The organism is Marimonas lutisalis (assembly GCF_005434965.1).
Classification (GTDB): Bacteria; Pseudomonadota; Alphaproteobacteria; order Rhodobacterales; family Rhodobacteraceae; genus Marimonas_A; species Marimonas_A lutisalis.
On the sequence record NZ_SKCI01000001.1, the window covers coordinates 642,952 to 664,249 of the forward strand.

The following is a 21,298-nucleotide window of genomic DNA, read 5'->3' on the forward strand; positions in this document are numbered from 1 at the left end:
GGTTCGTTCGACTACACGCCGGACTCCGGCTTCATTGGCAGCGAGACGGTGACCTACACGATCAGCGATGGCTTCGTCACGAGTTCGGGGAGCCTCACGATCGAGGTTGCCAATGCGGCGCCGGTTGCCAACGACGACAGCTATACGATGCGCCCGGGCGACGTGCTGAACATCGCCTCGCCGGGCGTTCTGGCGAATGACACCGACCCGGATGGCGACGCGCTTGTCGTCGTCTCCTACCAGTCGCCGAGCAACGGGTCCCTGGTGATGCGGACGGACGGTTCGTTCGACTACACGCCGGACTCCGGCTTCATTGGCAGCGAGACGGTGACCTACACGATCAGCGATGGCTTCGTCACGAGTTCGGGGAGCCTCACGATCGAGGTTGCCAATGCGGCGCCGGTTGCCAACGACGACAGCTATACCACCGCCTTTGGCGAAGTGCTGACCGTGGCGGCAGGCGCCGGGCTTCTGATTAACGACACCGACGCGGATGGCGATCCACTGAACGTGGTCAGCTACCAGCAGTCGTCGCTGGGCGTGGTGAATATGACGGCGGACGGGTCGTTCACCTTTACGCCTGGTGCGGGCGTGTCCGGGACCGAGACGCTGACCTATACGATCAGTGACGGCTTCGGAACCAGTTCCGGGAGTTATTCGCTGACCATCGAGCCGGAAAATATGCCGCCGGTCGCCGCGGATGACAGTTTTGCCATTCTGGAAAGCGACCTCATATCGGCGGGCGAGGTGTTCGCGGACAATGGATCGGGGCCGGACAGCGATCCGGAGGCCGATCCTTTCTTCGTGACCGAAGTCAATGGCTCGGCCGCCTCGGTCGGTACGCAGATCCTTTTGGCCTCGGGGGCGTTGCTGACGCTGGGGGCGGATGGTCTCTTTGAGTATGATCCCAACGGCGCGTTCGACAGCCTGCCCGCAGCCGGTTCGGGGGCTGCGAACCTCGGGGCGACCGACAGCTTCACCTATACGCTGACCGGTGGGGATGCAGCGACGGTGACGATCACCTTGAGCGGTGAGGACAGCGACGACCTGCTGTTGGGAACCTCGGGAGATGACCAGCTTGACGGTGGCATCGGCGACGACACCATGATCGGCAATGAGGGGGCGGACCAGTTCACCGGCGGCGACGGGTTCGACATCATCAGCTATGCCGGCGCGGCCGAACGCGCGCGGGTCGACTTCCTGAACGACGTGGCGGGCAACGGCCGGGCTGCGGCGGGCGATCTCTTCACCGATATCGTTGTGGGTAAGGTGGTCGACATCGAAGGCGTGATCGGCACCGATTTCGACGACCTGCTGATGACCGACCTGAGCGACAATTCGCTGGACGGCGGCCTTGGCGATGACGTGCTGCGCGGGCGCAAGGGCCGCGACACCATGACCGGTGGCGACGGCAATGACGAGCTCGATGGCGGCAAGGGCCGCGACCGGATGGAAGCGGGCGACGGCGACGACACCCTGATCGGTCGGCGCGGGCATGACAACATGCGCGGCGGCACGGGCAACGACACGATGGATGGCTGTACCGGTAAGGACATCCTGGTCGGAGGCAGAGGCAGTGACGTGCTGATCGGGGCCCAGGACAACGACACGATCCAGGGCAACACGGGCGACGACGTGTTCGTGTTTGCCGATGGGCACGGCGTCGATATCGTGCTGGATTTCGAGGCGACGAACGACAACGAGAAGCTGGATTTCTCGGGTCTGAGCTCGATCTCGGACATCGCGGCCTTTGGTCTGGCAGCGAGCCAGGTCGGCGCGGATGTGCTGATCGACACCGGCGGCGGGAAGTCGATCCTGCTGGAGAACGTCGATCTGGGCCAACTGGACGCGGCCGACTTCATCTTCTGAGGCTGAATATCCCCACCCGCCATGCGCGGGTGGGGTATTCCTGACTGATGCGATGCCGCGTTGCGTGGCATCATGGGGTCATTTCCTGGAGGGATTGACCCATGCGTTTTCATCACAAGATCATTTTGCTGGCCCTTGTCGTCGCGGCCCTCGCGACAGGGGTGTCAGGCGTTGCCGCCGATACTGCACGGGTGGCCGACCCGGGCTGGTGGCTGGCGCTGGGCGAGGGGCTGATCGGGGCCTCCGAGAACGGCTGGTGCAGCTGCGGCTGATCAGAGCGAGGGGTAGAGCCGCAATCCGTGGCGCGAAAAGGCGACCGTGGTGCCCGACAGGAGCTCTTCGGCGAAGTGGCGCGCGATGGTCTGGCGCGCGGTCACGACGCCCTTGCGCACGAGCGCGGAGCGGCGCGGAAGCGGCGTGTTGGCGCCGGGGCCGATGGCCGCCTGGGCCCAGACCAGCGGATGCAGTTCGAAAAGGTACTCGGCCAGGATCCAGTCGAGCGTTTCGGTCACTGCCACGCGGGTCTTTCGCACGATATCGGGGGCGTCCTTGGGCAGGCGTGCCGGGTCCATCTCGATCGCGGCATAGGCGGCCATGAGATTGGCGAAATGCTGGTCCGGGCGGTTGGCGAGGATGTCGCGCATCCCGTCGATGAAGAAATCGAGATCGACGATACGCGAGGCCCCAGGATCGACCGAAAGCGCATCCATGAAAACCCAGGTATAGGCGCCGTTGCCCCAGGTTTCGCCGGTGCGCGCGGCGGTGCGGCGGGCCTCGAGCTCGAGCGCGTCGTAGGAGCCGAACCAGCGCGGCAGAAGGTGATAGCCGAGTGCCCGCATCGGGCGCGGATTGCGCGGGTCGAGATCGATCAGGCGCTCGTAGTCGTCGGCGAGCCGGTTCTGCGGGGCGGGATCGCCGATCAGCAGGGTGCAGAGCGCCGAGGCGACGAGCGGCGAGTCGGGATGGGCGGGAACCATCGGCGCGAGGATTTCGCGGGCGCGGTCGAAATGCGTCTCGAAGAGCTTGATGTTGCGTTCCGGGATTTCATGCGGCCAATCACCGCCGCGCCAGGCCCAGCCGATATCGGCATGTGTGAGCGCCACGGTGACGGCGACCGGGTAATCGTCGGGATATTCGGACAGCAGTTCCTCGAACGCCTCGATGCCCTCGATCGAGGGGCGGACCCCATCGGCCAGGGCCTCTTCGGTGGCGTGGACCACGTCGGCGCGGGCGCCGAAGCAGTAGAGCTCGGCATGCGACATCGCGCAGGTGGTGGCCTGGCGTTCGGCATCCGCGGTGCGGATCAGCTCGGATAATTCGTCCCAGCGGTCCTGCCGCGAGAGGAACTGGCCGCGATCCTGTATGGCGCCGCGCGAAAGCTCTTCGGCGGGATCGTCGGCGCAGGGCAGGATCAGCTGCCGGTCGAGCCGCTCGGCGAGTGCCTTGTCGAGCGCATCCTCGGCCCGGGCCGCGAGACGGCGCAGGGGCACGTTGCGCATGCCGCCCTGAAGGTTGGCCAGCGTGCGCGCCATCACATCCTGAATACCGCCGATCCGTTTCATTGCCTCACCGTGCCGTCGTTCTGCGCGATTTCACACGGCGCCCGGTATGGTCCGGCATTCGGGCCAAAAGAGGGCGCGGCCAAGGAGTTTCGCGGGTAAAATCCCGCGAGAAGCGGGCGGAAATTGGCGCAACGCCTGCGCCAGTCGGGTGAGGCGAGGCGCGCAAGTGCTTGCCTTTGATGAAAAATGCCGCTTTGATCGCGCGATGACCTGGGGTTTGACCTGCGCGCGCCTGGGCGCGCTGGCCGCTTTGCTGCTTGCGGCCATTCCCACGGTAGCACCCGCCGAGGCGGTGGCGCCGCCCGTTGGCGTGGACAATCCCGCCGCGCCCGCGCCTGCCGCCATCGAGATCGTGCGCGCCGAGCCGGCCCGCGCCGCCGCCCCGGGCCCGAGGCCGCAGGCACGGCGCGAGGCGGTGCCGCATGCGCGCTGGGCGCATCGCGGAGAGGCCTATCTGTGGACCCGCGCGGCGCTGTCGGCGCTGGGCGATCACGGCGCGCCGTTGGTGCGGATGGTGCCGGGCGACATCCAGACCTGGTGCCCGGCCTATCCGCAGGCCAGCCCCGATCAGCGCGCGGCCTTCTGGGTGGGGTTCCTGTCGGCGCTGACCAAGCATGAAAGCACCTATCGGCCCGAGGCCGTGGGCGGCGGCGGGCTGTGGTACGGGCTGTTGCAGATCCTGCCGTCGACGGCGCGGCTCTACGATTGCCGGGCGCGCTCGGGCGCGGCCCTGAAGAACGGGGCGGCGAACCTGAGCTGCGCGATCCGGATCATGGCCAAGACGGTGCCACGCGACGGCGTGATCCATGCGTATTCGAGCCAGTACAAGCGCAAGTGGCGCGGCGTTTCGGCCGATTGGGGGCCGATGCGGTCTTCGGCGAAGCGGGCGGATATGGCGGGCTGGTTGCGGGCGCAGAGCTATTGCAAGCCGTTGTCGAGCCTGCGGCCGCGGCCACGGCCCAAGGGGCTGGTGCCGGGCTGAACCGCGAGACGCGCGGTGCGGCGGCCCACCCGCCCGCCCATGCCGCGCGCACCGCGCGTTGGGGGCGTCAAGAAGGGGTGGCGTTGGCCACCATGGCAAGCGGTTGATTGAGAATTTTTGCCAAGAAAGAGCGGCGGGTCAGCCCATAAGGGAAAAGTGGTGGCGTTCGGTGGCGATGCCGCGCGATCTGAGCGCGTCTTCGAAGGGTTGATGCGGGGGCGTGGCGGCGTGCGGCAGGCGGATGCGGCGCCCGTCGCGCAGGTGCAGGGTGACGCGCACCGAGAGATCGAGCCGCGTGTCGAGGCGGACCTTGTCGAGGAGCGCCAGCGGCAGCTCATCGCCGGTGCGGTGGGTGCGCCACCTGAGTCCGCGATCGTCGAGGACGAGTTCGGCGCGCGGATCGGTGACGAATTCCCAGAGCGCGGGCAGGGTGAAGAGCGCGATGCCAGCGGCGATCCACCAGGCCATGTCGATGAGCCCCACGAGCAGGAGCAGCGCGGCATAGATCGCGACGAGCACGAGCGCCGCCCTGGGGCTGCGGCCGCGGTTTTCGAACCGGAATTCGGTCATCGTCCGCCGGCGACGTCGAGGAAGCTCTTGGTGACGTAGGACGCCTGGGGCGAAAGCAGCCAGAGCACGGTTTCGGCCACTTCCATGGCCGAGCCGGCGCGGCCCATGGGCACGGTATGCGAGAGCCGCGCGAGGCGGTCTGGCTCACCGCCCTTGGCGTGGATGTCGGTTTCGATGAGGCCCGGGCGCACGGCGTTGACGCGGATACCTTCGGGGGCGAGTTCGTCGGCCAGCCCCAGTGTGAGCGTGTCGATCGCGCCTTTGGTGGCGGCGTAATCGATATACTGGTTGGCCGAGCCGAGCCGGGCGGCGGCCGAGGAGATGTTGACGATATGGCCGATACGCGGCGCCGCGCGCATATGCGCGACGGCGTGTTGCGCCACGAGGATGGCGCCCACGACGTTGACCGCGAAGATGCTGGTCAGCCGGTCTGACGTGAGATCGGCGAGCGAGGCTTTGGCGCCGACGATGCCCGCGTTGTTGACGAGATCGATGGGCGTGGCCGGGTCGATCGCGGCGAAGAGCGCCGCGATCTGGGCCGGATCGCCCACATCGCAGCGCAGCACCTGCGCCGATTGGCCGGCGGCGCGGATGTCGCTGGCCACGGCCTCGGCCCCTGCGAGGTCGGAGTTGTAGGTGAGGATCACGTCGCGGCCCTGGCGGGCGGCGAGGCGGGCGCAGGCGGCGCCGATGCCGGCGGAACCGCCGGTGACGAGGAGGGTGTTCTGATCGGTCATGTGATACGGAAGGCGCGGCGGACGTCGTCCAGCGCCTCTTTCTGTTTGAGGTTGAGACTGTCGGTGCACGAGGCAAGCGTGCCGTTGACCACGGTCAGGAGCGCGGTGAGGCTTTGCTGGCCGGAGAGGCGCACCAGTTTGCGGGTGAGGCGGGAGATCGCGGCCTGGGCGGTGCCGCATTCGCTGGCCAGCCAGCGGCCGAGGATCGAAAGCTCGTCCGCGTCCTGCGCCGAGAGATCGAGCGTGTCGCGCATCGCGCGCGTGAGCGCCGAGCGCTGGTTCGAGGTGGGCAGGTCGTCGAGTTCGAGAAAGGCCGAGGCAATGCCGGCAATGGCGATATTCGGGTCCTCGATCGATTCCACCGGATGCAGGTTGGCCTGTCGGCGAAAGCCGAAGCGGCGCGCCGCATTGCGCACGTCATGGGCCATGTCCATCAGATCGGAAGCCGTGCCGGCGGCATTGCGGGCGCGGATCACGACGATGAGCACGGCAGTAACAAGGCCGAGAAGGGCAAGGATGGCGGGCATGAAGACACCTGTAGCACCGGATACCGGGCGAGGGTATGCGCCCGGTCCCGCGCGGGCAAGGCCCTGTCAGGCGGTTTCGACCGCGGCGTAGCCTTCGTAGGCGATGTCGCCCGACCAGCGCCAGGCGGCGATGAAAGGGGCATCGCGCGTCAGGGTCTGGTGCGGGATCATCGAGGGGTGAAAGATGATCTCGCCGGTGTGGCGGCGCGCCGGGGCATCGCCGTTCGTGGCCCAGAAGGAGCCGCCGCCGAGAAGGATATAGGTTTCTTCCGCCGGATGGGTGCGCAACCCGTAATGAAAGCCGGGCATCTGGACGAAAAGCCCGACCCGGACGGAGGGGTGGTGGAACTGTCCCGAAGGGCCGAGAAGTTCGTTCACGAGCATGCCCGAGGCCCAGTCGGGTTTGAGCCCCGGCATGGCGCCGCTGGCATCGGTCCAGGCGATGTGCGGCAGGGCGCGTTCGATCACCTCGCGGCCCGGGTGGGCGTCGGTCGCGAGCGCGTCGAGCGCGACCTGTGGTGGGGTATCGACGGGCAGCGGACCCGAGGGTTCGGTGGCAGCGGCGATCAGCGCCTGCGCGGTGTCGCGGCCGCCGGGGCGGCCTTCGCCGGAATAAAGACCGGCAAGAAACAGCTTGAGCGAGCTGAGCGGGTGCGGAGATGTCTGCTGCATGGCGCCACCTGTTGAACGTGGTTGGCGCTGTTTGACTGGATTCGCGGCTCTTCTCTGGCTGGAAAGCGGCGTGGGAAAGTCGTGATCAGGGGGCTTGAAAGCGACCGGGTGGGTCGCTTTCAAGCGGATGCGGTCCTAGCCGAGGATGCGGGTGACCATTTCCGTCGTGTCGCGCGAGAGACCAGGGGTTGAGAGGATGCGCTCCAGCTGGGCCCTGATCAGCGCCTGGCGGGCATCGTCGTAGCGCCGCCAGGTTTCGAACGCCGTGCACATGCGCGCGGTGGTCTGCGGGTTCAGCGGGTCGAGCCGGATCAGCCAGTCGGCCAGCAGCGCATAGCCCGCGCCGGAGGCATGGTGGAAGCCCGCGCCCGACATCGCCAGCGCGCCCAGGGTGGCGCGGAAGCGGTTGGGGTTTTTCATCGTGAAATCGGGGTGTTCGGTGAGGGTTTTCGCAACTTGAGCCACGTCTTCGGGGCGGGCGTTCACGATCTGGGCGGAGAACCATTTGTCGATCACCAGCCGGTCATGCTGCCACTGGTCGTAGAACCGGGTGACCGCCGCATCGCCCTTGCCTGCGGAGATGAGCGCGGAGAGCGCGGCGAGCTGCTGGGTCATGTTGTCGGCGCTGTCGAACTGTTTCTGTGCCAGCGCGCCGCCATCGAGGCGGTTCAGCATCGACATCGCCGCATTGGCGAGCGCCCGGGCGCCGGTTTGTTCGGCGCTGGCGGCGTAAGCTTCGGTCACCTGATATTGGGCATGCAGCCGGGTGGCGGTGTCCTGGTAGGCCTCGGCCCGGGCCTGTTTGAGGGTTTCCAGCGCGTCCCAGATGGCCTGCGGATCGGGCGTGGTTCCCTGATCGTGGAGAGTCTGAGCCAGTTCGTCCTGCGAGGGCAGGCCGAGCGCGAGGGCGCGAAAGGCGGGGTCCTGCGCGTCATCGCGGATGAGGGTGTGGAGCGCGTCGAGATAGGCGCTGTCGGGCGTGGCGCCATCGCGGATCATGCGGATCAGGCAATCGAGCGCCAGATCGCGGCCCGCCTGCCAGCGGTTGAACGGGTCGGTGTCATGCGCCAAGAGGAAGGCGCGTTCGGCATTGTCGCTTTCGCGCTCGAGGATCACGGGGGCCGAGAAATCGCGCAGGATCGACGGCACCGGTTTGGAGGCGAGCCCTTCGAAGCTGAAGCTTTGCTCGGCGTCGGTCATCTCGAGAATGGTGGTGGGCTGCACCTCGTCCCCGTTGGGGTTCAAAAGGCCCACGGCGATGGGGATGACGCGCGGGTCTTTCGTGGGCTGGCCGGGTGTGGGCGGCGTTTCCTGTTTGAAATGAAGGGTGTAGGTGCCATCGTTGAAGCTGTCTGACACGGTCAGACGCGGGGTGCCTGCCTCATCATACCAGCGCTTGAACTGGGCCAGGTCGCGGCCGGTGGCGTCTTCGAACACCTTGAGCCAGTCCTCGATCGTGGCGGCATCGCCATCGTGGCGCTGAAAATAGAGATCGAGCGCCTTGTAATAGTCGGCCTCGCCGACAAGCGTTTTCAGCATGCCGATGAGCTCGGCGCCTTTTTCGTAGACGGTGGCGGTGTAGAAGTTGTTGATCTCGACAAAGCTGTCGGGGCGGACGGGGTGGGCGAGCGGGCCGTTGTCTTCGCGGAACTGCCGGCCGCGGAGCATGATGACATCCTCGATGCGTTTCACCGGGGCGCTGCGCAAATCGGAGGTGAATTGCGCGTCGCGGAAGACGGTGAGACCTTCCTTCAGGCAGAGCTGGAACCAGTCGCGGCAGGTGATGCGGTTGCCGGTCCAGTTGTGGAAATACTCATGCGCGATGATCGCCTCGATCCGTTCGAAATTGGCGTCGGTGCTGGTTTCCGGGCTGGCAAGCACGCAGGAGGAGTTGAAGATGTTCAGCCCCTTGTTCTCCATCGCGCCCATGTTGAAATCGTCGACCGCGACGATGTTGAAAACATCGAGATCGTATTCGCGGCCATAGGTCTCTTCATCCCATTTCATCGAGTCCTTCAATGCCTGCATGCCGAAGGCGCATTTGTCTTCGTCGCCCGGGCGGACCCAGATGTTGAGCTCGACCTCTTTGCCGGAGGCGGTAGTGAAGCTGTCGGGGTGGTTCACCAGGTCGCCGGCGACGAGCGCGAAGAGATAGGCCGGTTTCGGCCAGGGATCGTGCCATTCGGCAAAGCCTGCGTCCCGCGCGCCGGGGTTGCCGTTCGACAGCATGACGGGCTCGTCGCCCTCGATGCGCACGGTGAAGGGCGCCATCACGTCGGGGCGGTCGGGATACCAGGTGATCTTGCGAAAGCCCTCGGCCTCGCACTGGGTGCAGTACATGCCGTTGGACATATAGAGCCCTTCGAGCGCGGTATTGGCGGCGGGGTCAATCTCGACCTCGGCCTCGAAGGTGAAGGGGGTGTCGGGGGCATCACATTCGATGCCGCCGGGGACAGGGCGTGGGGTGATGTCGGCCCCGTCGATTTTCGTGGAGATGGGGCGCAGGTCTTCGCCGTGGAGGAAGAAGCGGCGATCGGGGGCGTCGGGGTTGGGCGCGAAGCGGATACGCGACAGGACCCGCGTGGCATTGGGTGCAAGCCGGAAGGTGAGATCGACCTTTTCGATCACGTAGCCGAAGGGGGTGTAATCCTTGAGGTAGATCGTCTGGGGTGCGGCATCCTTCATCGCGCGTCTCCTTTGGCTGTCCTGACGGGCAGACGTTAGGGCGGGCCGGGCGGGGCTTCAATGGGTGATCCGCCAGCGTGGTTGTTGCGTAACCTTTTGGAAAGGGGAAGCGGTATGACAAAACGGCCGGTCATATGCTGGTTCAAGCGGGATCTGCGGGTCGAGGATCATCCGGCGCTGGCCCGTGCGGCGGCGTTTGGGCCGGTGGTGCCGCTTTATGTCGTGGAGCCGGACCTGTGGACGCAGAGCGATGCATCGGGCCGGCAGTATGCCTTTGTGCTGGACTGTCTTGACAGCCTGCGCGAGGGGCTGGCGCGGATCGGCCTGACGCTGATCGTGCGGGTGGGCGACGCGGTGGAGGTGCTGGAGGACTTACGGCGCGAGACCGGAGCGGAGCGGCTGGTGAGCCACGAGGAAACCGGCAACGGGTGGAGTTTTGCGCGAGACCGCCGGGTGGCGGACTGGGCACGCGGGCAGGGGGTGATCTGGGACGAGTTGGCGCAATGCGGCGTGGTACGGCGGCTGGCGAGCCGCGACGCATGGCAGGGCCGGCGGGACGCGTTCATGGCGCGGGACATTGTGCCGGTGCCCGAGGGTGCGCGCGCGTTGAGCGTTTCGGGTGTGGCGCCGCCCGCGGCGCAGGCGCTGGGGCTGGAGGATCATTGCCCGGAGCGGCAGCGCGGCGGGCGGGCGCGGGCGATGCGCGCTCTGGGCAGTTTCCTGACCGAGCGGGGCGAGAGTTATCAATGGGCGATGTCGCGGCCGGCCGAGGGCGCGCGGGCCTGTTCACGGCTGAGCCCGCACCTGGCCTTTGGCACGCTGTCGGTGCGCGAGGCGGTGCAGGCGGGGCGGGCCGCGCCCAATGGGCGCGGCAAGGCCTGGGCGGGCGCGATGCGGGCCTTTCAGGCGCGGCTGGCGTGGCGCGATCATTTCATGCAGAAGCTTGAGGACGAGCCCGAGATCGAGTGGCGCGCGATGCACCGGGCCTATGACGGGCTGCGCCCGCGGGAGCCGGACGCGGTGCGGCTGGCGGCCTGGGCCAAGGGCGAGACGGGGTTGCCCTTTGTCGATGCCTGCATGCGGTCGCTGCGCGCGACCGGGTGGCTGAATTTCCGGATGCGCAGCATGGTGATGGCGGTGGCCTCCTATCATCTGTGGTTGGACTGGCGGGCGACGGGGCAGGTTCTGGCGCGGTATTTCACCGATTACGAACCGGGCATTCACTGGAGCCAGGTGCAGATGCAATCTGGCACCACCGGGATGAACACGATCCGGATCTACAACCCGGTGAAACAGGGGCATGACCAGGACGCCGGCGGCGCGTTCACGCGGCGCTGGGTGCCCGAGTTGCGCGACGTACCGGAGGCGTATCTTCAGGAGCCGTGGCGCTGGGAGGGGGCTGGAAGCCTGGCCTATCCGGCGCCGGTCGTCGATGTGGCAGCAAGCGCGCGTGCCGCGCGCGAGGCGGTCTGGGCGGTGCGGCGGCAGGATAGTTTCCGCGACGAGAAGGCGCGGGTGATCGCCCGGCATGCCAGCCGCAAGCGGGCGCCGCGCCGGCGCGGTGACGACCGGCAGTTGAGGTTGGAGCTGTGAGCCGGATGCGTCGCAAGGGAGAGTTGCCGCAAAAGACCTGCGCAGCCTGCGGGCGCCCCTTTGCGTGGCGGCGCAAATGGGCGCGGGACTGGGCCGAAGTGAAATACTGTTCCGAGCGATGCCGGCGGAACAAAACGGTGCGATCTGATGGGCGGGATTGAAGGCGTATCCGATTGTTCGGCATTTTTTGAAACGACTTCGCGTTAATTGGTAAAAATACTTTACCAGTTATGTTGCCTATCGGAAACTTTTTCGCTAACCGTGGCGCACCACGCAACAGGAGAGCATCATGACGGACCGAGTTGACCGAGAGGGGCTGAGGGTTGACGCCGCGTTGGCGGCTTTCATCGAGGAGCGTGCCCTGGCGGGCACCGATGTTACGCCGGACGCGTTCTGGAGCGGGTTTTCGGCGCTGGTGCATGAACTGGGCCCGAAGAACCGCGCATTGCTGGACAAGCGCGAGGAGATTCAGTCGAAGCTCGATGCGTGGCACCTGGAGCGGCGTGGCAAGGCGCATGATGCGGCGGCCTATCGTGCGTTTCTGGAAGAGATCGGATACCTGGTCCCCGAAGGGCCGGATTTCGCGGTGGAGACGCAGAACGTGGACCCCGAGATCGCCGAGGTGCCCGGGCCGCAGCTGGTGGTGCCGATCACCAATGCGCGGTTCGCGCTGAACGCCGCGAACGCGCGTTGGGGCTCGCTCTATGATGCGCTTTACGGCACGGATGCACTGGGTGATCTGCCGGGCGGCGGTGGTTATGACGCAGCGCGCGGCGCGCGGGTGATCGCCTGGGGCCGCGAGTTCCTGGATAAGGCGGTGCCGCTGGTCGGCGGGGCCTGGGCCGACATTTCGGCACTGACGGTCGAGAATGGCGTGCTGAGCCCGGCGCTGAAGGATGCGGGCCAATTCGCGGGCTACACGGGCGACGCGGCTGCGCCGAGCGCGATTGTCCTGAAAAACAACGGCTTGCATATCATTATTGATGTGAACCGCGACGGCAATATCGGCAAGGACGATGTCGCCGGGATCAACGATATCCGGCTGGAATCGGCCATGTCGACGATCATGGATTGCGAGGATTCGGTGGCCTGTGTGGATGCCGAGGACAAGGTGCAGGCCTATTCCAACTGGCTGGGCCTGATGGATGGCACGCTGACCGAGGAGGTCAGCAAGGGCGGCACGACGTTTACCCGGGCCCTGAACCCCGATCTGGAGTTCACCGGGGCCGATGGCAGCGCGCAGGTTCTGAAGGGCCGGTCGCTGATGCTGGTGCGCAACGTGGGCCACCTGATGACCAACCCCGCGATCCTGGACCGCGACGGCAACGAGGTTTTCGAAGGCCTGATGGATGCGGCGGTGACGGTGCTGATCGCCAGGCACGACAAGGGCCGCAACTCGGTTCACGGCTCGGTCTACGTGGTGAAGCCGAAGATGCACGGGCCCGAGGAAGTGGCGTTTGCCGACGAGATCTTTACCCGGGTCGAGGGGTTCCTGGGCCTGGCGCAGAACACCGTGAAGCTGGGCATCATGGACGAGGAACGCCGCACCAGTGCCAACCTGAAAGAGTGCATCCGGGCGGCGAAGCACCGGGTGGCCTTCATCAATACCGGGTTCCTGGATCGGACGGGTGACGAGATTCACACCAGTATGGAAGCCGGGCCGATGCTGCCCAAGGGCGAGATGAAGACCCAGCCCTGGATCCTGTCCTACGAGGACCGCAACGTCGATATCGGGCTGGCCTGCGGGCTGCGCGGCAAGGCGCAGATCGGCAAGGGCATGTGGGCAATGCCGGACCTGATGGGCCAGATGCTGAAAGAGAAGATCGGCCACCCGAAAGCGGGCGCAAACTGTGCCTGGGTGCCGAGCCCGACAGCGGCGACGCTGCATGCCACGCATTACCACGAGGTCGATGTTCTGGCGCGCCAGGAGGAGATCGCAAGTGGGGGCGCGCGCGGCACGCTTGAGGATCTGCTGACCATCCCGGTGATGGTGGGCCGCAACCTGAGCGACGAGGAACTGACCCGCGAGATCGAGAACAATGCGCAGGGCATTCTGGGCTATGTCGTGCGCTGGATCGACCAGGGCGTCGGCTGTTCCAAGGTGCCGGACATCCATGACGTTGGCCTGATGGAAGATCGCGCGACCTGCCGGATTTCCAGCCAGGCGCTGGCCAACTGGCTGCATCATGGCGTGGTGGACGAACACGCAGTGATGGCGGCGATGAAGCGCATGGCCAAGGTGGTGGACGGCCAGAACGCGGGCGATGCGGCCTATCGGCCGATGGCGCCGGGCTTTGACGGCCTCGCGTTCCAGGCGGCCTGCGATCTGGTCTTCAAGGGGCGGGTGCAGCCCAGCGGATATACCGAACCGGTGCTGCACCGCCGCCGGTTGGAACTGAAAGCACAGGGATAAGAGAGATGGCCATGATCACCTTGAGAAAGGCGCGCACGATCGTGCGCAAGGCGCTGGAAAAGGGCCGCGAGATGGAGTTGAAGCCGCTGTCGGTGGTGGTGCTGGACGCGGGCGGGCACGTGATTGCCTTTGAACGCGAGGACGGGGCGAGCCCCGGCCGCTTTGGCATCGCGCAGGGCAAGGCCTATGGCGCGGTGATGCTGGGCATGGCGGGTACGGCGCAGATGGCGCGGGCCGAGCAACAGGCCTATTTCATGGCCGCGGTGAACGGGGTTTACGGCGGGCAGGTGGTGCCCGTGCCGGGCGGCGTGTTGGTGCGCGACAAGCGCGGCGATGTGATCGGCGCGGTGGGTGTGACCGGCGACACCAGCGACAACGACGCGGCAGCGGCAGTGGCAGGCGTCGAAGCGGCCGGGCTGGAAGCCGAGGCGTAACCCGTCAGGGGGTCATGGTGGCGTGGTCCGGCACGATGCGCCGGGCCAGCCAGGCGGCCAGAAGGAAGGCGAGAACGCCAGCCAGCAGATCGAGAAGGTGGTGGCCGCCATGCGACAGAATCGCCGGCACCATCGCCGTGTTGAGCGCGAGCGCCGGCACGAAGAGCGCCGTGCCGCGCAGGTAGACCACTGCCAGAAGCGCCATCACCGTGTGATAGGACGGAAAGGCGATCGTGCCCTCGATCGTGCCGGGGGCGATGACGGGCAGGCCGTCGCGGGCCAGCTGTTGTAGCATCGCGCCGAACTCGGCGTTGGTGACGAGGCCCATGCCGGCCTCGATCACCGGGTCGATGGCACGATGGGCCGCTGGCCCGATGCTGGGCGCGAGCCACCAGGTGGCGGTTGTCATCAGTAGCGCGATGGTCCCGGTCAGCACCGCCCGGTGCAGGGATGCCCGCCGCAGCGTGAGTGCAAGGAAAACGATCAACAGCGCTAGCTGGGGCAGGGAGCTGAATTAGACCCAGGCCAGCCCGCGCGAGAGGGCGGGATACTGGCCAATGGTTTCGGTGAAGGCGACCCAGTCATAGCCTAGGCGCGCATCGAGCGCGATGATCGCTTCGTCCAAAAGTGCGGTTTCGATGGGAAAGCGCAGGTAGATCATGACCGCGATCACGCCGGAAAAGCCAAAATAGACGGCAAGCCCCACGGCCAGCATCGCCAGGCGTTCCAGCCCCTTGACGTGACGGGCGTAAAGCCCGAGTGCCAGAAGGCCGATGGCGGGCAGGTAGCTGAGCCCGAAACCGGCCCAGTCGACCCGCTGGCCAGTGGCCGCGGCGGTGCCGATGGCCAGCACGGCAACCAGCAGTGTGAGCGCGACAAGCGCGGCTTCGCCCCGGTGCAGGAGTGCGGCGCGCGGCAGGGCGAGGGTCTGGCCAAAGCCGTCAGCTGTCTCGGCGGTGGATTTCATCTGTTGCGGTCCAAGAGGTTCCGATTGGTCCCGACCACGTTCGCAGGGCAATGTGGCCGCAGCGTGGAAGCAAATTGACATCTTATTGTGCACTGTGGCCGGGTTTGCGCGGATGCAGGGCAGGCCTGCGCGCTTTGGTATTTCATTTATGCCTGTGTCATATTATTTAGGGATCATCTTAACGCGCAGGACAGAACATGACCCGCCCCGTTGTTGGCATTATCGGCAATCAGCACATGATCAACGACACCTACGAGGTGCATGCCGGTGGCTCGATGAACTCGGCCGCGGTGGCCGAGGTGTCGGGCTGCATGCCGCTGTTGATCCCGTCGGATCCGCGGTTCGTGAATGTCGATGAGCTGATGGAAGTGTGCGACGGGTTCCTGCTGACTGGCGGGCGGCCGAACGTGCACCCCGAGGAATACGGGCACGAGCCCACACCCGCGCATGGCGATTTCGACCGCGGGCGCGATGCGATCACCCTGCCGCTGGTGCGCAAATGCGTCGAGCGCGGCCAGCCCTTCCTGGGCATCTGCCGCGGGTTCCAGGAGGTGGCGGTAGCCTTCGGTTCGACCCTGCACCCCGAGATCCGCGACCTGCCGGGGCGCGACAACCACCGGATGCCGCCGGATGGGACGCTGGAAGAGAAATTTGCCCTGCGCCACACGGTGACATTCACCGAGGACGGCGTTTTTCACCGCCTCATGGGCGCGCAGGAAGTGCTGACCAACACGCTGCACGGGCAGGGGATATCCAAGCCGGGCACGCGGGTGGTGATAGACGGGCATGCCCATGACGGCACCCCCGAGGCGATCTATATCAAGGATGCGCCGGGCTTTACCCTGTCGGTGCAGTGGCACCCGGAATGGAACGCGGCCAACGATCCGGTTTCGCGGCCGCTGTTCGTGGCGTTCGGCGATGCGGCGCGTGCCTGGGCCGACGGCCGCAAGGCCACACCTATCCTGAAATCTGCCTGATTTCCCGGGCCGTTACGCGGCTGCCTTGCGCGGCTCGTTCGGTTTTGCCTTGTGCATGCGCGCAAGAAGCGCGCGGGACTCATGCGCCTTGAGGCAGGGCCGTGCCGTGGGACCGTGCGCGGTGATGTCATCACGCAGGTCGGGATAGGCCGAAAAGATCTCGTCGTGCGCCTGGGGAACAAGGGCACCGAGGCTGAGGTCGCTGACGTGGAAGCTCTCGGTGGGGGCGCCTTCGGCATAGATCACCTGGTGGCGGTCGAACATCAGGTGGATATAGGTCACCTGTTCGGCCGGGGTGGGTTCGGCGCCGTGAAACTCGAGCATATGGGTGGCGGGCACGAAGACCTCGGCCTCGCCGAACAGGAGTTCGGCGCGCCAGTCGGCGATCATAATCCGGTGCTGGGGCGACACGGTAAGGGCGCGGCGCCCGCCAGTGAGTTCGGGGGTAAGCGTGATGGGGGCGAACCTGTCCAGTCCCGGCACGGTGGAGCGGCCGACCCAGCCCAGAGGTTGCGGGCCGTCGTCACGGGTAAGCACCAGATCGCCGGGGCGAAGCTCTTCGACCGGGCGATCGCCCTCAGGCGTGGCGATCAGCGCGCCGGGGGTGAAGCAGATGATGTTCTCGATGTTCGAGAAAGTGACGATCGTGCCGTCGAGCAGTTCGACCGTGCCGTTATAGGCGTCCGGGTCGGTGGTGGAGGCGGTGAAGCTGAGCGTGGTGCGGTCGGCGATGCCGTTGAGATCGAGCGTGTCGCCGCCCGGCTCGCCGATATTGCTGCCTTCGATGGTGATGGTGCCGCTGCCGGCCTCAGCCAGGTCGGTGAGGATGAAGAGGTCTTCGCCGTCGCCGCCTTCGGCGACGTCGCCCTGGGCGAGGTAGAAGACATCGTTGCCTGTGCCGCCGACCAGCGAGTCCGCGCCGGTGCCGCCGATCAGCGTGTCATTGCCCACCTCGCCGAAGATCGTGTCGGCGCCGGCATCGCCGATCAGGCTGTCATTGCCCGTGACTTCGGTCACCGCGTCGAAATGTACGTCCGAGATATAGATGCCATGGGTGCCGCCCTGGCCATTGGAATAGAAGATCTCGATCGAGGAGACGGGCCCGGCGATCTCGACTAGGGCCGAAGCGGCGGCGTCGGTTTCGGTTTCGTTGACGACGCCTGCGGTGATCGTATTGCCGGTGACGCTATCGGTTGCGCCCGGGGTGATCGTGACGGTGACCGGGTTGCCGTCGGCGTCATAGGCATTGACCGTGATGATATCGGTGTGGTTGCCGGAAAAGCCGTCGATGTCGTTGAGCCGGAACGAGACGTTTTCGACCTCGTCGAGCGCGGTGCTGCCCGTGGCAGCGGTGAAGTCGATGGTGATGTCGGCGGTTTCCGCATCGCCATCGCCGTAGACATAGGCCGAGGAATTCGCATCAAAGTCTTCGCCGCCCGTAACATAGGTGGGATTGGTGGAGACGTTGAAGGTGCTGTTGTTGTTGCCCGGATCGGTGAAGGAGACGGTGACGTCAATTTCGCCGGTGTTCTGGGTGAAGCCGCCGGAAAGATCGGTGCCGGTGGCGCCCTCGTCCGTCCAATCGAGCACTTCCTGCGACAGGGGCGCCGTGGGGCCGTCGTAGTCGCCATAGATCAGATCGTTGTCGGCGCCGCCGTCGATCGTATCGTCGCCGCCTTCGCCAAAGATCGTGTCGTCGCCCGCGCCGCCCGAGAGGCTGTCATCGCCGCCTTCGGCCGCCATCGTGTCGAAATGCACGTCGCTGATCCAGAGCGCCTGGCCCGAGGCACCGCCGTTTTCATAGATCACCTCGATCGAAGCCACAGGCCCCGTAATCTCGACCAGGACCGAGCCATTGGCGGAAGCGGCACTATCGCTTGCAGCACCCGAGGTGATCGTGTTGCCCGAGATACTGTCATCGCCGGCGGCGGTCAGCGTGACGGCGACGGGATTGCCGGCGAGGTCATAGGCATTGACGGTGATGATGTCCTGCCAGCCGCTCGAGTCGATATCGTTGATCCGGAACGAGACATTCTCGGCCGTCGCTGCGAAGCCCGCGGTGGCGGGTTCGAAATCGATCCGGGTGGTGGAGGTGACGCCCGGGCCGCCGCCGGTAAGGTTGAGCGAGGAATTGGGATCGAAGCTTTCGCCAGGGGCGACATAGACCGTATCGGTGCTTTCCACCGTTATCCCGGTGGTCAGCGGCGTGGTCTCGAAGCTGACTGCGACATTCATGTCGCCGGTGTTCTGGGTGAAACCGCTGGAGATGTCGGCCTCGTCGGCGCCCGCGAGGCTCCAGTTGAGCGTTTCGGTGCCGGGGATGACCGTGGCTCCGCCGAAATCGCCGAAGATCAGGTCGGCGCCGTCTTCGCCGAGGATCGTGTCGTCGCCCACGCCGCCATAGGCGGTATCATTGCCCGCGCCGGCCTCGATGCTGTCGGAAAAGATGTTCGCGCCTGCGCCGGGATCGTTGTCGATCTGGTCGGTGTCGGGGTCGAGGTAGCTCCCATCGATCAGGTCGTCGCCGGAAGTGCCCGAAACGGTGCCATCCTGGAAGCCCGCGGCGAAATCGGTGGCGGAAAAGGCGATATCGCCCGCGGTGACATCAGGGTTGCTGTCATAGGCGAGGATTACGTAAGTGTGGCCGGGAACAAGGGGTATCTCGGAGAGGGTGTAATCGCCCGCCGCGCCGCCGGTTTCCACATCGAACTCGGCGATTTCGAAGATCTCGCCGGTGGTCGTGTCCTGCACGGTCCAAACGCGCTCGGCATCGACAGTTGTTCCGGTGGAGGTGACGCCGGCGATGCTGACATCGGCGGTGGCGCTTTCGCCGCCGGCGTTGTCGTCATCAAGGGTCAGGCCTTCGGTCCCGCTTTCGGGGTCGTAGACGGTGGCGAGCCCGTCGGCCGTGGCCGGGCCGGAATAGGTAAACGTGCTGCCCGTGCCCGTCGGGATCACGCCCCAGGGATCAAAATCGTAAAATCGTACCGTATACGTCGCCATCGAACTGCTCTGCTCCTCGAGAGGCGCCTGGTCTTGTGCCAGGGTTGTCCCCTTGGCCTTGTTTCGGGCCGTTGTTTCCAAACGGGATACAAAGCGGGTGAGGCCGGATTGCGCGCGGTTTTAGGAAAATTCGTGCCGAACTTGACGGATTGTCGCGGCGATGCGGACAATTCGAGGGAAAAGCCACGCATTTGCCCCAATCTGTCGGGACAGCGCGAGGCGCGCCGGTTCATGGCGGGCGACACGGGGCAAGGCGGGGCCGGTTCAGGTCACGCGGGCGCGGGCCTTGTATTCGGGGTGGTCCCACAGGCGGTTCTGCATGATGTCGTGCAGGATTTCCGCGGCCGCGATCACGTCGGCTTCGTCGATGTAGAGCGGGGTGAAACCGAAGCGCATAATGTCTGGCGCGCGGAAATCACCGATCACGCCGCGGGCGATGAGCGCCTGCATCGCTGCATAGCCGTGCTCGAACCGGAAACTGACCTGGCTGCCGCGCTGGGCGGGATCGCGCGGGGTGGCAAGCGAAAGGTCGGGGCAGCGCGCCTCGACCTCCTCGATGAAGAGAGAGGTGAGGGCGATCGACTTGGCGCGGATGTCGTCCATCGTGGTCATGTCCCAGATGTCGAGCGCGGATTCGAGAGCGGCGAGGGCGAGCACCGGCGGCGTGCCGACCCGCATGCGTTCAATGCCCGCGCCGGGGCGGTAGCCCAGCTCGAAGGCGAAGGGGGCATCGTGGCCCAGCCAGCCCGAGAGGGCGGGGCGGGCGGCCGCGGCATGGCGGGGCGCGACGTAGATGAAGGCCGGCGCCCCTGGGCCGCCATTGAGATACTTGTAGGTGCAGCCGACGGCGAAATCGACGTTGGCACCAGAGAGATCGACCGGGGTGGCCCCCGCGGTATGCGCCAGATCCCAGACGGTGAGCGCGCCCACGGCGTGCGCTTTTTCGGTCAGGCGTTTCATGTCGTGCAGGCGGCCGGTGCGGTAATCGACCTCGGTGATGAGGGTGACGGCGACTTCGTCGGTGATGTTGGCCGCGACGTCTTCGGGGGCCACCACGCGCAGCTCATGGTCACGGCCCAGCGACTTGATCAGCCCCTCGGCCATGTAGAGATCGGACGGGAAATTGCCGCTGTCGCTGAGAATGACCTTGCGGTCGGGGCGCATGTCGAGCGCAGAGGCGAGCGCCTGGTAGACCTTGATGGAGAGCGTATCGCCCATCACGACATGGCCCGGTTCGGCCCCGATCAGGCGCGCGATGCGGTCGCCCACGCGGGTGGGTTGCTCCATCCAGCCGGCCTTGTTCCAGCCGGTGATGAGCATCTCGCCCCATTCATCCTGCATGACCTGATCCATCCTGGCCGCTGCGGCCTTGGGTAAGGGGCCGAGCGAGTTGCCGTCGAGATAGATCACGCCCTCCGGTAGGTGGAAAAGCGACTTGGTCTTGCGGAAATCGGTCATGGTCTGGCGTCCGGCGTGGTGGGGTGAAACCCCACCCTACGCCATCACGCGCGAAGGTCTAGACCTGACCGCCGGCGATGCGCACCTCGGTGCCGTTGGTGCTTTCGCTCAAGGGGTTGCAGAGCCACATGGCGGCGGCGGCGACCTCTTCGGGAGAGATCAGTTTCTTGTGGCGGTTCATCTGCACCATCATGTCGCGGGCCTCGTCTTTCGACACGCCGGCGCGGCTGGCGATGGCATCGGTGTTGCGGGTCACGATGGGGGTGTCCACGTAGCCCGGGCAGATCGAGTTGAACGTGTAGGGCTGGCCCAGGAAATCCTCGGCGAAGCTGCGGACCATGCCGATGACGCCGTGTTTCGAGGCGGCATAGGCGCCTGCGCCGGGCGTGCCGCGCAGGCCGGCGATGGAGGAAACGGCGATGACGCGGCCCCAGTCGGTCTGCGTCATCGAGCGCAGCGATTCGCGGATGGTGAAAAAGCAGCCGTCGAGGTTGATCGACATGATGCGGCGCCAGAGCTCGGTATCGGTCTTGTGCAGCTTGCGGCCTTCGGCGATGCCCGCGTTGGCCACGCAGACCTGGATGGGGCCGAGGCGGTTCACCGCCTCGTCGATCACGGTGGTGACCTGGTCTTCGTCAGCCACGTCCATCGCCATGGGGTGCATGCCGTCGACCGCCACCTCCTGCAGCACCGACAGGCGCCGCCCGGTGATGGTGACCTGTGCCCCCTCGGCCACGAGAGCCCGGGCGATGGCGAGGCCGATTCCCGTGCCGCCACCCGTGACGAGCGCATGTTTTCCCTCTAGCATCATGAACGTATCCTCCCTTTTCGGGAGAGCCTAGCGCAGGG

The 21,298-nt window shown here is 66.1% G+C and carries 19 protein-coding genes (1 of these 19 cut by a window edge); 8 read left to right on the forward strand and 11 right to left on the reverse strand.

Going from position 1 to position 21,298, the window contains the following annotated elements:
- Both E0501_RS03145 and E0501_RS21080 read left to right on the forward strand, forming a co-directional pair.
- Nucleotides 1-1,869: the 3' portion of an Ig-like domain-containing protein gene (locus tag E0501_RS03145; RefSeq protein ID WP_407943397.1), read on the forward strand. 21 nt of this gene lie to the left of the window's left edge; 1,869 of the gene's 1,890 nt are visible here — the last part of the coding sequence; its start codon lies beyond the left edge, outside the window; it ends in the stop codon at nt 1,867-1,869.
- A 101-nt stretch (nt 1,870-1,970) separates the two neighbouring features.
- Nucleotides 1,971-2,141: a hypothetical protein gene (locus E0501_RS21080; RefSeq protein ID WP_161594536.1), complete on the forward strand. Its 171-nt coding sequence runs from the start codon at nt 1,971-1,973 to the stop codon at nt 2,139-2,141.
- On the opposite strand, the gene E0501_RS03150 is transcribed toward E0501_RS21080, so the two are convergent.
- Nucleotides 2,142-3,431, reverse strand: a complete 1,290-nt coding sequence (locus E0501_RS03150) for a hypothetical protein (RefSeq protein WP_137699887.1) — start codon at nt 3,429-3,431, stop codon at nt 2,142-2,144.
- A 205-nt stretch (nt 3,432-3,636) separates the two neighbouring features.
- Here E0501_RS03150 and E0501_RS03155 point away from each other — a divergent pair, with 205 nt between their 5' ends.
- Nucleotides 3,637-4,413, forward strand: coding sequence for a transglycosylase SLT domain-containing protein (locus E0501_RS03155; RefSeq protein ID WP_137699888.1), 777 nt, complete (start codon nt 3,637-3,639; stop codon nt 4,411-4,413).
- A gap of 138 nt (nt 4,414-4,551) precedes the next feature.
- On the opposite strand, the gene E0501_RS03160 is transcribed toward E0501_RS03155, so the two are convergent.
- The 5 genes from E0501_RS03160 to pepN all read right to left on the reverse strand — a co-directional run bounded on the left by E0501_RS03160 (nt 4,552) and on the right by pepN (nt 9,604).
- Complete coding sequence (locus E0501_RS03160) at nt 4,552-4,983, reverse strand: hypothetical protein (RefSeq protein ID WP_137699889.1); 432 nt, start codon at nt 4,981-4,983, stop codon at nt 4,552-4,554.
- Nucleotides 4,980-5,720 (reverse strand): SDR family oxidoreductase, encoded by a 741-nt coding sequence (locus tag E0501_RS03165; RefSeq protein ID WP_137699890.1) that lies wholly within the window; start codon nt 5,718-5,720, stop codon nt 4,980-4,982. Before E0501_RS03165 ends, E0501_RS03160 begins: the two co-directional genes overlap by 4 nt.
- Complete coding sequence (locus E0501_RS03170) at nt 5,717-6,247, reverse strand: hypothetical protein (RefSeq protein ID WP_137699891.1); 531 nt, start codon at nt 6,245-6,247, stop codon at nt 5,717-5,719. The genes E0501_RS03165 and E0501_RS03170 overlap by 4 nt, the downstream gene beginning before the upstream one ends.
- 66 nt (nt 6,248-6,313) lie before the next feature.
- Nucleotides 6,314-6,919: a dimethylsulfonioproprionate lyase family protein gene (locus E0501_RS03175; protein ID WP_137699892.1), complete on the reverse strand. Its 606-nt coding sequence runs from the start codon at nt 6,917-6,919 to the stop codon at nt 6,314-6,316.
- A 135-nt stretch (nt 6,920-7,054) separates the two neighbouring features.
- Nucleotides 7,055-9,604 carry an aminopeptidase N gene (pepN, locus tag E0501_RS03180; protein WP_137699893.1) on the reverse strand — a complete coding sequence of 850 codons (2,550 nt, stop codon included), beginning with the start codon at nt 9,602-9,604 and terminating at the stop codon, nt 7,055-7,057.
- Nucleotides 9,605-9,718: 114 nt separating this feature from the next.
- Here pepN and E0501_RS03185 point away from each other — a divergent pair, with 114 nt between their 5' ends.
- From E0501_RS03185 to E0501_RS03200, 4 genes are all read left to right on the forward strand, one after another.
- Nucleotides 9,719-11,197, forward strand: coding sequence for an FAD-binding domain-containing protein (locus E0501_RS03185; RefSeq protein WP_137699894.1), 1,479 nt, complete (start codon nt 9,719-9,721; stop codon nt 11,195-11,197).
- Nucleotides 11,198-11,202: 5 nt separating this feature from the next.
- Nucleotides 11,203-11,358 carry a DUF2256 domain-containing protein gene (locus tag E0501_RS03190; RefSeq protein WP_137700830.1) on the forward strand — a complete coding sequence of 52 codons (156 nt, stop codon included), beginning with the start codon at nt 11,203-11,205 and terminating at the stop codon, nt 11,356-11,358.
- Between the two features lie 128 nt (nt 11,359-11,486).
- Nucleotides 11,487-13,610 (forward strand): malate synthase G, encoded by a 2,124-nt coding sequence (locus tag E0501_RS03195; protein WP_137699895.1) that lies wholly within the window; start codon nt 11,487-11,489, stop codon nt 13,608-13,610.
- 5 nt (nt 13,611-13,615) lie between these two features.
- Nucleotides 13,616-14,044, forward strand: coding sequence for a GlcG/HbpS family heme-binding protein (locus E0501_RS03200; protein WP_137699896.1), 429 nt, complete (start codon nt 13,616-13,618; stop codon nt 14,042-14,044).
- 4 nt (nt 14,045-14,048) lie between these two features.
- Here the strand turns inward: E0501_RS03200 and E0501_RS03205 are convergent, their stop codons facing one another.
- Nucleotides 14,049-14,549 (reverse strand): phosphatase PAP2 family protein, encoded by a 501-nt coding sequence (locus E0501_RS03205; RefSeq protein WP_137699897.1) that lies wholly within the window; start codon nt 14,547-14,549, stop codon nt 14,049-14,051.
- Nucleotides 14,550-14,558: 9 nt separating this feature from the next.
- A complete protein-coding gene (locus E0501_RS03210) occupies nt 14,559-15,011 on the reverse strand; it encodes a hypothetical protein (RefSeq protein WP_137699898.1) in 453 nt (150 codons plus the stop codon).
- 197 nt (nt 15,012-15,208) lie between these two features.
- Between E0501_RS03210 and E0501_RS03215 the strand changes: the two genes are divergently transcribed.
- Nucleotides 15,209-15,988: a gamma-glutamyl-gamma-aminobutyrate hydrolase family protein gene (locus tag E0501_RS03215; RefSeq protein ID WP_137699899.1), complete on the forward strand. Its 780-nt coding sequence runs from the start codon at nt 15,209-15,211 to the stop codon at nt 15,986-15,988.
- A 12-nt stretch (nt 15,989-16,000) separates the two neighbouring features.
- Here the strand turns inward: E0501_RS03215 and E0501_RS03220 are convergent, their stop codons facing one another.
- The 3 genes from E0501_RS03220 to E0501_RS03230 form a co-directional block, all read right to left on the reverse strand.
- Complete coding sequence (locus tag E0501_RS03220; RefSeq protein ID WP_137699900.1) at nt 16,001-18,991, reverse strand: Hint domain-containing protein; 2,991 nt, start codon at nt 18,989-18,991, stop codon at nt 16,001-16,003.
- 264 nt (nt 18,992-19,255) lie between these two features.
- Nucleotides 19,256-20,449, reverse strand: a complete 1,194-nt coding sequence (gene kynU, locus E0501_RS03225; RefSeq protein WP_137699901.1) for a kynureninase — start codon at nt 20,447-20,449, stop codon at nt 19,256-19,258.
- A 58-nt stretch (nt 20,450-20,507) separates the two neighbouring features.
- Nucleotides 20,508-21,260 (reverse strand): SDR family NAD(P)-dependent oxidoreductase, encoded by a 753-nt coding sequence (locus tag E0501_RS03230; protein WP_137699902.1) that lies wholly within the window; start codon nt 21,258-21,260, stop codon nt 20,508-20,510.
- Between the last annotated feature and the right edge of the window lie 38 nt (nt 21,261-21,298).